Annotated in this window: 11 protein-coding genes; 3 read left to right on the plus strand and 8 right to left on the minus strand. The window is 37.3% G+C overall.

The window, feature by feature from the left end; all coding sequences use genetic code 11:
* Positions 1-45 precede the first annotated feature (45 nt).
* The 6 genes from V7112_RS09725 to brnQ all read right to left on the minus strand — a co-directional run bounded on the left by V7112_RS09725 (position 46) and on the right by brnQ (position 8,331).
* On the minus strand, positions 46-1,095 hold the full coding sequence (locus V7112_RS09725) for a lactonase family protein (RefSeq protein ID WP_335418345.1): 1,050 nt from the start codon (positions 1,093-1,095) through the stop codon (positions 46-48).
* A 186-nt stretch (positions 1,096-1,281) separates the two neighbouring features.
* On the minus strand, positions 1,282-2,739 hold the full coding sequence (locus tag V7112_RS09730; protein ID WP_335418349.1) for a glycoside hydrolase family 1 protein: 1,458 nt from the start codon (positions 2,737-2,739) through the stop codon (positions 1,282-1,284).
* 28 nt (positions 2,740-2,767) lie between these two features.
* Positions 2,768-4,633, minus strand: coding sequence for a beta-glucoside-specific PTS transporter subunit IIABC (locus tag V7112_RS09735; protein WP_335418352.1), 1,866 nt, complete (start codon positions 4,631-4,633; stop codon positions 2,768-2,770).
* 207 nt (positions 4,634-4,840) lie between these two features.
* Complete coding sequence (gene licT / locus V7112_RS09740; RefSeq protein ID WP_335418356.1) at positions 4,841-5,701, minus strand: BglG family transcription antiterminator LicT; 861 nt, start codon at positions 5,699-5,701, stop codon at positions 4,841-4,843.
* A 224-nt stretch (positions 5,702-5,925) separates the two neighbouring features.
* Positions 5,926-6,792 (minus strand): Cof-type HAD-IIB family hydrolase, encoded by an 867-nt coding sequence (locus V7112_RS09745; RefSeq protein ID WP_335418359.1) that lies wholly within the window; start codon positions 6,790-6,792, stop codon positions 5,926-5,928.
* 195 nt (positions 6,793-6,987) lie between these two features.
* Positions 6,988-8,331 (minus strand): branched-chain amino acid transport system II carrier protein, encoded by a 1,344-nt coding sequence (brnQ, locus tag V7112_RS09750; RefSeq protein ID WP_335418361.1) that lies wholly within the window; start codon positions 8,329-8,331, stop codon positions 6,988-6,990.
* Between the two features lie 328 nt (positions 8,332-8,659).
* Here brnQ and V7112_RS09755 point away from each other — a divergent pair, with 328 nt between their 5' ends.
* Together V7112_RS09755 and V7112_RS09760 are read left to right on the plus strand one after the other, a co-directional pair.
* Positions 8,660-9,463, plus strand: a complete 804-nt coding sequence (locus V7112_RS09755) for a metallophosphoesterase (protein ID WP_335418364.1) — start codon at positions 8,660-8,662, stop codon at positions 9,461-9,463.
* A 103-nt stretch (positions 9,464-9,566) separates the two neighbouring features.
* Positions 9,567-10,064, plus strand: a complete 498-nt coding sequence (locus V7112_RS09760) for a hypothetical protein (protein ID WP_335418368.1) — start codon at positions 9,567-9,569, stop codon at positions 10,062-10,064.
* 252 nt (positions 10,065-10,316) lie between these two features.
* Here the strand turns inward: V7112_RS09760 and V7112_RS09765 are convergent, their stop codons facing one another.
* Positions 10,317-10,982: a phosphatase PAP2 family protein gene (locus tag V7112_RS09765; RefSeq protein WP_335418370.1), complete on the minus strand. Its 666-nt coding sequence runs from the start codon at positions 10,980-10,982 to the stop codon at positions 10,317-10,319.
* A gap of 135 nt (positions 10,983-11,117) precedes the next feature.
* Here V7112_RS09765 and V7112_RS09770 point away from each other — a divergent pair, with 135 nt between their 5' ends.
* Entirely contained in the window at positions 11,118-11,819 is a 702-nt protein-coding gene (locus tag V7112_RS09770; RefSeq protein ID WP_335418373.1) for a metallophosphoesterase family protein, read from the plus strand.
* 16 nt (positions 11,820-11,835) lie between these two features.
* Here the strand turns inward: V7112_RS09770 and V7112_RS09775 are convergent, their stop codons facing one another.
* Positions 11,836-12,744 (minus strand): LysR family transcriptional regulator, encoded by a 909-nt coding sequence (locus V7112_RS09775; RefSeq protein ID WP_335418376.1) that lies wholly within the window; start codon positions 12,742-12,744, stop codon positions 11,836-11,838.
* Between the last annotated feature and the right edge of the window lie 10 nt (positions 12,745-12,754).

Genomic DNA, 12,754 nt, shown 5'->3' on the forward strand with positions numbered 1-12,754 from the left:
TAAAAAATCTCTCTCTTTAGGGCTTAGCAGGTTTCCGACACTTGGTTAAACATGCAAAAATTTCACGCAAACTGGATATGGTACGGTTATGTCTGAGTCAATTAAAGATAGTTTTCCGGATTGCTCATCCCTTGCATACAAGACAAGGTTGCTTGATTCTTGGTTGGAGCCAACAATGAATTTTTCAGTCGGGTCAAACACAAAATCACGTGGCCAATCTCCTTCTGAGGAAACCATTTCTACCAGTGTTAGCTCACCTGTTGCTTCATTCACTTGAAAGACAGCGATGCTATTATGCCCACGGTTTCCGCCATAGACAAATTTCCCATCCTTCGAAATATGAATCGCACTACCTTGGCTGTTTTCTGTAAAATCCTCAGGAATCGTTGAAATAGTTTGAAGCTCAGTAAAGCTACCATTGCTGCTATCATAGGATAAAGCGACGACTTCATTGCTAATCTCTGTCATGATGTATGCATGTTTCCCATTTGGATGGAATGCAATATGTCTTGGTCCGCTTCCTGGTCGAACAGATAAACTGCTTACCTCTTTTAAAGCACCATCCTCTACCTTATAGGTAATTAGTTTGTCGATTCCTAAATCAATTGCCACGACATACTTTTCGTCTGGGGTAAAACCGGAAAAATGAGTGTGAGGCTTCTCTTGTCTTTCATGTGGTCCTTTTCCTTCATGCGCAACCACTGACAGAGAAGATTCAATGCTGCCAGTTTCACTATTCACTGAATATAGCTCAATTGTTCCTTTATGGTAGTTCCCCGTAACAACTTGGTTGTTCGCTTTGTTTACGCTGACATGGCAAGGTGATGCTCCTTCTGCAACATCAGTATTTAACGGCTTTAGCTCACCTGTTTGACCTTCTATAGAGTAAGCTGCTACACCGCCTGATTCTCCGTCTTTTACCACGGAGTAAAGAAAACGATTGTCCTGACTTACAGTTACATATGTAGGATTTTCTAATTCTGCTACAAGCTTTACATCCTCTATTTTTTTACCATCTGTATCTAATGTAAAAGAATAAATCCCTTTGCTGTCCCCTTTTGTATAGGTACCAACATATCCGATAAATTTGCTCATTTTGTAAACCCCTTTCACTGATAGGTAATTATTTTGCTGTTACATGATATAGACAATACTAACATTCATTCTACCATTCCATATAATTGAACTGAAGCAACCTACTTCTACCTTAAGAAAGGAAATGTGCAAGCATACCTTTTTTATAAAAAACAGGAGCAGCTCATGATGAACTGCCCCGTAATATTAAAGTTCTTCCCCATTTGACTCAATGACTTTCTTAAACCAATAGAAGGAATCCTTTCGACTTCTATCTAATGAGCCATTTCCTTCGTCATCCTTATCAACATAAATAAATCCATAACGCTTAGACATTTCACTTGTAGACATTGATACTAGGTCAATTGGTCCCCATGGTAAGTAACCCAGCAAATCAACTCCGTCTCCAATGGCTTCTTTCATTTGTTCGATATGTTTACGTAAATAGTCGATTCGATAACTGTCGTGAATCGAACCATCTTCCTCGACCTTATCATAAGCTCCTAATCCGTTTTCTACGATAAATAGCGGTAATTGATAGCGGTCGTACATTTCATTAAGGACAACACGCAACCCAATTGGATCAATTTGCCATCCCCAGTCTGACGCTTCAAGATATGGATTCTTTAGTGAATTCATTAAATTACCTTCTGTGCGCTCTCCCTCTGGGGAAGCAGATGATATCATGGACATATAGTAACTAAATGTAATGTAGTCAACTGGATATTGCTTTAAAATTTCATCGTCGCCAGTTTCCTTTTTAATATTAATATCATTTTCGATGAAGAAACGGTCCATATATTTTGGATATTCTCCCCGAGCATGTACATCAGTAAAAAATAGGTTTTCCTGGTTATCTTTTTGTGCTTTTAGCACATCTTCCGGATTTGGTGTGTATGGATAATGGCTCATTCTAGCTAACATACAACCCATTTTTCCATCTGGTATGATTTCATGGAGCTTCTTAGTCGCAAGTGCACTTGCAATAAATTGGTGATGCATGCCTTGATATTTCGCTTGCATCGGGTTTTCTTCCTTATCAGAGATAATTCCTGCTCCAGTATAAGGGCTGATCGCAATGATGTTAATTTCATTAAATGAAATCCAGTATCTTACTTTATCCTTATAGCGTTTGAATACAGTTTCTGCATAACGTACGAAATGGTCAATTGTTTTTCTACCAACCCACCCATTATATTTTTCAGTTAAACCATAAGGTGTTTCATAGTGAGAAAGTGTTACAACAGGCTCGATTCCATGCTTTAATAATTCATTGAATACATTATCGTAAAATTGCAATCCAGCTTCATTTGGTGTTTCGTCATAGCCATTTGGATAAATTCTAGTCCAATGGATGGAAAGACGAAATGCTTTGAAACCCATTTCTGCAAGTAAAGCAATGTCTTCTTTGTATCGGTGATAGAAATCAATTCCTTCACGCTTTGGATAACGTGCAGTTGACTCACCACTCAATGCTTTGCGAATTTGTTCAGATGTAATTTCCATTGCATTGTCTTTTTTGCGTTGGTCTTTAGGAATGTATTCTACGAAGTCAGCCGCAGATAACCCCTTGCCTTCTTCATCAAATGCCCCCTCAATTTGGTTAGCTGCAGTAGCGCCTCCCCATAGAAAGTTATTTGGAAATGTTAATTTAAATTGTGCCATTATTTATTTCTCCTTTTCCTTTTTCTAATTATTTCATTACGGTGAGTAATTTTTCACCAGTATTGATGTGTTTCATTTCTGCTGGTAAAACTTCTAAATAATCGTTTGTATTGGTAATAATAACAGGTGTTACTGTTTTATAACCTGCATCCTTAATACCTTGAATATCAAAAGTAACCAACTTTTCACCTTTTTTCACAACTGCATCCGCAGCTACATGCGCTTCAAAATGCTTGCCATCTAATTGAACTGTGTCAATTCCAATATGAATTAGTACTTCAATTCCATCTTCACTTACTAGACCAATCGCATGCTTTGTTGGAAATAAAGTTGCTATCTTACCATCAAATGGAGCTACAACAACCCCTTCTGTTGGTTCAATCCCGACACCTTTACCCATTGCTGCACTCGAAAATACAGGGTCATCTACATCCTCTAATGGAATCATTTCACCTTTAATTGGTGATAAAACATCGACTGTCTTTCCAGCTTCCTTGTTTGGGGTTACTACTGGTGCGTTATCTACATTTTCAGCAACTGGCTCCTCAGCCTTTTTTCTACCTTCTGTACCAAAAATGAAAGCTAATATGGTTGCTGCAATAAATGCCGCTCCAATACCAAATACGTATCCAAGAGTAGGAGTGTAAGCTGGTATCGTTAATGCGCTGTTAAATACAAATGTGAAAACTCGTACATCAAATAAAGCAACAAATGCTCCACCAATAGCACCTGAGATTAGTACAAGTGGAATCAATCTTCTATAGCGCAAAATTAGACCATATAAAATTGGCTCGGTAACTCCAGCAAGAATTCCTGATAAGGTTGCTGCAAAAGATAAAGAGCGTAAATCTTTATTTTTTCTTGAACGAAGGAAAATACCGAATGCAATACCCATTTGTGCGAAAGTAGAAGCGGCGGTAATTGGCCCAATCACATCTCCTCCACGTGTGAAGTTATCAATCATAATTGGAACAACGCCCCAATGCACGCCAAGTACCACAAGGATTGGCCAAATAAGTGCAATTAAAATTCCAGTAAGGACTGAAGAAATATCAAGCATGAATGTAACTGCATTTCCAATCCCTAAGCTAATGTACTCACCGAACGGACCAAACACCAATGCGGTAAGTGGAACCATAACTAAAATACCAATCATCGTTACGAAAAATAACTGAATGGTGTCTGGTGTTATTCGTTTTAACCATCTTTCAAATGGAGCATAAACTGCCATCGCAATAAGGATAGGGAATACGGATGATGAATAATCCGCAACAATTAATGGAATTCCAATGAAAGTTATGTCGCCTGTTCTTTCTAGTAAGGCTGTGAAATTGCTGTCTAGTAAGCCAGCCGCAACGACACCACCAACAACGGGGTTCGCGCCTAGTTTTTTTGCAGCAAAAATACCAACAAAAATTGGCAAGAAATAGAATAGGCCACTTGATGCCGCGTTTAATACCGCATATGTTGTCCCTTCAGTATCAATCCAATTAAGAGTAGTCAGAACCGCCAGTATTGCTTTGATCATACCAGCACCTGCTAATGTAGAAATTAGCGGTGAAAAAGTACCCGATATATACTCAAATACTTTGGCGATGACCCCGGTCTTTGTTCCACCATTATTGCTATCTCCTTCATTTCCGGAAGTTATATGGTGATCATTCATAATTTCCGTATAAACTTTTCCTACCTTACCTCCTATAACGACTTGGAATTGTCCGCCTTGCTCAACTACAGTTAATACATCGGGAATATCAGACAAAGCATTTTTGTCAGCCTTATCATGATCCTTAAGTTTAAATCTTAATCGCGTTGCGCAATGTACGAGGGAGGTTATGTTTTCTTCTCCCCCAACTAAATCAACTATTTTTTTACCTAACTCTTTGTTATTCATAGTTGTTTCTCCTTTATATAATTTTTGCAAATAAAAAACCTGAACCAACTTAAAACACTCTTAGAGTGTATTAACTCGGTTCAGGTTATGCCCAATTAAGGTAACATTCCTTCGAAGGATATGAAATTTACAATTTCAATATAGCATTTTGATTTTCCATTTGTCAACGCTTTCTTCGACATATTTCAACTTTTTTCGACAAAACCCTTATTCAGCCTTTTGATTTAGCAAATGGCGATTCGTGACTCGGTGAATATGCACGGTTAAATAAACTTCTTCTTCCTTAGAAATCTCCCAGCCAAATTCTTTGCTTAAATAGGTGGCAATTTTTTGCGTACACTTATATGCATCGGAGTACTTATGCTTGATCTGCTCATGGAAAAAGTCATCAATTGAATCCATCGACTTTTCCTTACGCATATACCTCATCCCAAAGAAGCGTAGGTGTGTTAAAAACCGTTCATAATTCAAAGAGGTTTCATCCAGTTCCATTTTAAAATGGTATTTGACAATGTTTAAAATATCATTCACCATTTGAGTAATTTGAATAGCTGCCGCCATATTATCTCCCGAAAGCTGGCCGTTCACCAAATGCAGCGCAATTGATGCCGCTTCATCTTCATCAAGCCTAATACCCGTTTCTTTTTCAATCATGTCCAGTGCATTTAATGCAATCTGGAATTCCGTCTTATAATATTTTCGAATCTCCCATAAAAGGGCATTCTTCAATTGAATCCCTTGTTTATGTCGACTAATCGCAAAGCTAAGATGATCAGTTAAGGCTACATATAAATAGTCATCTAGTTTATAAGGCAACTGGGTTTTGGCATAATCTAAAATTTTGGAGGATATGTTTAAATAAAGCTCTGATGTATCTTCAAGCAGTTTTGCAATCTTCTCGGAAATCCCATGCTTTTGTAGAATAAAAGTTTTCTCAATTTTTGAATCATCAATAATGTCTCCGGCCTTCCGTTGAAAGGCAAGGCCCTTTCCCATTGCGACAATCTCTTGGTTTAATTCATTTCTACACATCACCACATTATTATTTAAAACCTTCTCGATTTTCATGCTTACACCTCGTCCTTAGCCAAACAAAATAAAAAAACCTATATTTGCACATAAGAATACCATTAATGACATTCTATCACAAACATAGGTTTTGCCTGCCGAACAGTAACAATCCTTTAAATTTATTGTAAACGATTAATCTATTTATATCAAACAAATTGTTTTGTTATTTAGTTCCTTTATGCTAGACAACTTTCGTTTTCCTAAGATGGTAAGGGTTCTTCTTAAAGTTGATACTCCTTTAGCATCTCTTCGATTGCGAACGCTACCCCGTCCTCCTCGTTTGTTTTTGTTGTATATTTACAGATGTTCAGAATTTCCGGGTCAGCATTCCCCATGGCAACGCCACGTCCTGCCATTTCAAGCATACTTTTGTCGTTTAAATTGTCTCCCATTGACATGACATCCTTCATATCAATTCCCATACTTTCTGCTAATTCCTTAAGGGCTACGCCTTTTTTAGCTTCTGGATGGTTAAATTCCAGATTTAAATAGCCTGAAGAGGTAATGACTACTCCAGCCTCATCTTTAAGCTCATTAAACACTTGCTTATGGCTTTCCTCATCTTCCGCAAAGCTTAACAACTTATAAATTTTAAGATCATTTATGGCTTCCAGCTGTCCGTAATCCTCAACAAACTTAACACTCTCGTCCTGAAAACGCTGCTCAATCCGTTGATTAATTTCTTCATCTGTAAAATCAGGAAAAGCTGTTTTAAACCATCTAGTCATTCTTCTTATAAACTTGTCTCTTCCAAATGAAAATAAGCCTTTGTTCGTAAAAAATTCAGTATACATCTTACCGTTATGGCATGCAGTATACACCTTCTTGCAAACCGACAAATCCATTGGAATATCTCGTAAAACATTTCCATCAATATCAAATGAACTAGCACCGTTTAAAGTAATAACGGGACAAGTAATCCCTACTTCCTTAAGCGGCGTATGTGCAGCATCATAGGATCTTCCCGTTACAACCACAAATTTTATCCCTTTATCTATTGCCTTTTGAATGGCGCGCACATTTGTCTCGCTTACCTTGCTATTTTCGTTTAAAAGAGTTCCATCTAAATCTGAAGCAATCAGTTTCATCCCAAATCCCTCTTTCGTATAAAAATGAAAAAACCTAAATAAACTGTCTCCTAAAAAAAGAAACACCTTACTTAGGTTTTGCCTGCTTTACCAGTAACAATCCTAGATTCCATTATAACAACATATACAATTATTACAAAGTTCTTGATTATTGCATTAAAAAGGCTACTCACGACACGAGTAGCCTTTTTCTTTTTATTCCTCAATCGGCTCTGGATTTAAAGCACCATGTTTGATAATACTAATCAAATATCCGATTACCCCACCGACAATCGCTGGTACAATCCAACCTAATCCTACTGAATATAGAGGAAGAATGGATGTAAATAGGTCATTGATAGCCGCAATTTTTACGCCTGCTGCATTCAATCCGTCATTAATACTTAGGACGAGTGTAACAAAAATACTAACCTGGTATACTTCTTTCCGACCCTTGAATAGTGGGTGTAAGAATGTTAATGCCATTAAACAGATAGTCAATGGATATAGTGCCACTAGTACAGGAATTGAGAAGCTAATAATTTTACTTAAACCAAAGTTTGAGATAACTGCACTAAATAATGTAAAGATAACCGCCCATCGCTTATAAGAAAGAGCTGGAATTAATTTTGTGAAATAAGCTGCACAAGATGTGATAAGACCGATACTTGTTGTTAAACATGCTGCAATAACGATTACAGCAAGAATTACTTTACCATACCAACCAAAAAAGTGTTGAGAAGCAGCAGCTAAAACAGCACCACCATTTTCTAAAATGCCAAAGCCTTCTACACTTGTAGCTCCTAAAAATGCAAGTGAAGAGTAGATTGCTGCTAATAATACACCAGCTACTATTGCAACCTTACCTGTTGAAACCATGATTTCTTTTTTCGTACGTGCACCGCGTTCTTTCATGATATTAATAATGATAATTCCAAATACGAATGCTGCTAGTGCATCCATTGTGTTATAGCCTTCCTGGAAGCCTTTAAAGAAGCTATTAGTTGCATAGGTTTCTGTAGGATCTTGGATTGCCCCAATTGGATTCACAAATGCCGCGATAATAAGAATTGCAATAACCACCAGTAAAATCGGCGTCAATACTTTTCCGACAATATCAACAATCTTACTAGACTTTAATGAAAAGTATAATGTTAAACCGAAAAAGACGATTGTAAAAATAAATAATGGTAAGTAGCTTGATTGATTCTCTAAGAAAGGAACGATCCCAATCTCATAAGCTACCGTGTTTGTTCTTGGAATTGCAAATAAAGGACCAATTGTTAGATAAAGGGCAACGGTAAAGAAAACCCCATAAAATGGATTAACTCTGCCTGCTAGTGATTCCAAATCACTTTTACCTGAGAAAGCTAACGCCAAGATACCAAGAACAGGTAAACCTACTCCTGTAATAAGCATCCCGAAATTCGCTGAAAAAACATTACTTCCGGCCAATTGACCTATTTGAACTGGGAATATTAAGTTCCCCGCTCCAAAGAATAATGCAAATAACATAAATCCTACTGCTATGGTGTAGCTAAATGACCCTTTTGATGACATATATATTCCTCCTAAAACACCCTAGAACATCTATTTTTCCGATAACATATCTAGAGCATAAAATTATTCTAGTAAAGTCGTCTTGCTTACAAATCTCAATTTGATAGTCATTAATATATCACACAAAATATTCAAAATCAACACTTTTCAGAAAATAAAATTATATCAAAATACTTTTAATAATAAATGTAAGTATTGGAATATAGTTCCATTGCACCAGAGTGATTCAGATGTCCTTCTTTCGGCCTTATTTTCCTTGAAGGAAAAACCCATTCCAACAAAGAAGTAATGTAGTAACGAGCAAACTAAAAACGGAAGGGATGATTGAATGAAGATTGCTATTTTATCCGATATTCACGTCGGCCTGAATCGCAAAAATACAGGGATGGATATCATGTCACAGATAATAAAATGGATTGCAATCAAAAGACCCGAGGCATTTATCATAGGTGGTGACATGACAGCTGGCCCTGTAAAAAGCCTTGGTTTGTTAAATCAATTGCAAGAGGAATTTCCAAAAATGAAACTATTATTTGTCCATGGAAATCATGATATTTACCATGAAGATTCTAAATCTGCTTATGATATACTACTTAAATTTCCTGGTAATCTGGGAAATGGTCCGGTTGAATTGAATGACGAGTGGGTTGTAATTGGTGATGGGGGCTGGTATGACTATAGCTTTGGAATTGAAGGCTATACAGAGGAACAGTTTTCGATTGGAACATTTAATGATTTTACTTGGCCTGATAAGATTAACGCCCATTGGCCAGATTCAGACCAAATGGAAACGAGACGCTACCTTGAAAAACTTGAAGGTTGGCTGCAAAAATATAAAGGTAAAAAGATCATTATGGTTACACATGTCGTCCCTTTCTCACGATATATACAAGTAAAGAACGATCCCAGTTGGGACTTTTTCAATTCGATGATGGGAAGTACGCAATTTGGTGAATTAGCGGAGAAGTATCAAGTAAAAAAATATATTTTTGGCCATATCCACACGAGATATCACGAGCACTATAGAGGAATCGAAATAATCTGTAACCCGCTTGGGTATTATCCTCACGAATGGAACTCCGCTAACGCAGAGGAAGAAATTTGTTCTACCATTAAGTTTATAGAAATTTAGATGTAAGCCTGTATCAGTAAATTGATGCAGGCTTTTTTTTCGAATAAGAACCAATTCCTTAGAACAAATTAAGAAAAAGTTGGTTTCGAAAGGATTGTCATACATGATTAAAAATTCCATAAGAGTGTTTATTGTTTTATGTTCGGTCGCTGCAGCCGTACTTCTTCCTAAGAAATCGTACATAAAATATTTACCCGTTACCTTATTTTCCTCTTGCGTTGTCATGTTTGAGATCTTCTATTTTACAGTACATAAGCTTTGGAAGGTAAAAGGCGGCGTCGGTGCGTTGGTGTGTGACACCTGTATATTAATGTTGGGCCCTTATCTTTTTGCAAATTATTGGGTGTTCCACCTTTCAAAAGGGAAGTTTCTCCCATACACCATCATTAACCTTGTAGCAGATTGGATTTACGCATATCCAGTCGTATCATTGCTAAGAAAGCTACAATTTTTCAAGCTAAAAGTTAGTTCAGCCACGTTCTTTACACTAATTTTCTCAAATGCTCTTATGAATTTTATCTTCAACAAATTTTATGAGAAATGCATCGCTCCATATCAAACAACGAGTTACCGGGAATTCAATGAGGCTAACCTACCTTAATAAATAACCCAAATAAAAAGAGACCTATTAATTCACCCCGAATTAATAGGTCTCTTTTAAAATAATACTTTAAAAAGTTACTCATTAACGTGTTACTCCACTACAGTATCGGCCCCACCTTCGCCAAATACCATGATGACCACACATGTCATCCACCTGACTTCATTATAATTGACAGCGCTTTCATTTTCAATTAAAACATTTCTGCAAGTTTCGACACAGGGACGGTTCTAGTGGTCCATCCAAAGTAATTCAACCCGTTTCCAAACCCGTATATTTAAGTGAATGCCTTTCTTTGAACCACTGAAAGGTCCAAATTGAAAACCCTACCCATGTGGCACTTGCAAAATAGCCACCGATAATATCGGTTGGGTAATGGACCCCCAGATAAATTCGACTCATCCCAATTCCGAAAATCATCATTGCACTAAATAATAGAAGCGCTGTTCTCCCCCACCGTACTGGAATATGGCGCCACAACAGGAACGTAGAAATCCCATAAAACGTAAAAGCACTCATCGCATGGCCACTTGGAAAGCTATAGCCCGAGACTTCAACCAATCGATGAAAGTCAGGTCTAGCCCGTTTAAACAATTCCTTCAGTAAATAGTTCAAAATCGGCGATCCAACCATGACTCCAACAAATAAAATGAGCTCGTAGCGATGCTTCAAAACTTTATATAGACAAAACAGAATAAAAATGGATAGCAAAATGATAACTGGAGCTGACCCAATAAACGAAAGGAACTTCATCAGGAAGGTTAGCCACACAGACTCTAACCCCTGTACCAGCGATATAATATGGCTATCAAAACGAATAATATCATGACCATGGACAAAATATGCTAGTAGACCAAACACGATAAGAGAAAAAAGACAAAGGATAAAAGCAATAGATAACTGACTTTTTAATTTCATTTACGGCACACTCTTCCCTTTTGATACCTTTAGTATTATTAAATGAAAAAAGATTATACAAAATTGACTATTCCTCACTAAAAACGTCGGTGTGATAGAATAGAAGAACCTATATTAAAAAAGGTTGTGTGATGTGTGAAGCGAGTGCTTGCGATTAGTGATATTCACGGCGATTTAGATAAATTCGAGCGACTATTGGAGCTTGTACAATATGACCATAAGCATGATCAACTTTTGTTGCTAGGAGACTACGTTGATCGTGGACCACAGTCAAGGGCTGTTTTAGATAAAGTGATTCAATTACGAAGCCAGGGTGCGATTGCGTTGATTGGAAATCATGAAAAAATGATGATGGATGCCTTTCGTGCTGATTCGATGAGTGTCAAAAGGTGGTTTTACAATGGTGGAATTAAAACCCTACAAAATTACGGCTATCACATTGAAAAAGATGATGCAAACTACTGGTACACAACAGAGGAAATGCCAAACCTTCTTGAAATGAATGAAGAAATCGGTGCTCATTTAAAAATCCTAAAGGAATTTCCTTACTACTATGAAACGGATACTCATATTTTTGTTCATGCTGGCGTTCATCCGGAAACACCATTAGAATCAACAAAACCCCATTTGCTGGTGTGGATTCGAGAGGAATTTCACAATGGATATTCCGGAGAAAAGACAGTCGTCTTCGGCCATACACCTACAAAATACTTACATAAAAGCAATGAAATGTATTTCGGAGAAAATAACATCATCGGCATTGATGGCGGCTGTGCATATGGTGGAAGACTTTATTGCTATGACGCAACTAACTCACAAATTTATTTTGTCGAATAATTACCATGGGGTGGGTTCAAAGGGAACCAAGAGAACCGTCCCCATGGTTCCTTATGATTTCCACAAACTTTGTAGATGCGGGTGATAGTGGAACGTTTTTCATGTAACAGATGCCGATGCTTCGTTTTGGAACTTCTTCTTTTAGCCGCACCTTATGTAAGATTCCCTTCTCTAAATATTCCTGAGAAAACTCCTTGGTGACACAAGCAATACCTAGATTAATTTTTGCAAACTCAAGTAGGAGGTCGTGGGAGCCCAGTTCAAACTCAGGTGAGATTCTTAAGCCCTTTGATAACAAAAAATCGTCCACATATTTTCGCGAAACAGATTTTGGTTCTAGAATAATTAAAGGATGTTTCAGTAATTCAGTTAAACTCACTTGCCTTGGTAAACGTTTTTTATATTTTTCTCCACACACAAAAATATCATGAATATCCATGCACGGGATTTGTGCCAGGGCAGGATCATCGACAGGGAAATTACATATGGCAAGATCAACCTCGCCCATCTTCAATAAAGAAATAAGTTCCTGGGTAGTCCCGTTTTCGATGATAAACTTAATATTGGGATATTCCATGTGGAAGGTTTCTAAGTATGTCAGTAAAAAGTACTTTGAAATCGTATCCCCTACACCAATTATCAATTCGCCTTTTGTTAAATTCTTGATTTCTAAAATCATTTCCTCCCCGACTTTGAGGAGATTCATTGCAGAATGGACATATTCAAATAATAGCTTCCCCTCATTGGTCAAAGAAACCCCTTTTGGAGTCCGATTAAATAACCGTATGTCCAGTTCTCTTTCCAGCTGCATCATTGCCTGACTAACCGCGGGCTGTGTCATGTAAAGTTCCCTTGCCGCTTTTGAAAAGCTACCATTTTTAGCAACTATACTAAAAACCTTATATAAATCTAATTTACCTATCATATAACTCACC

Origin of the sequence: Bacillus sp. JJ1566 (assembly GCF_036962685.1) — a bacterium.
GTDB lineage: Bacteria > Bacillota > Bacilli > Bacillales > Bacillaceae_L > Ferdinandcohnia.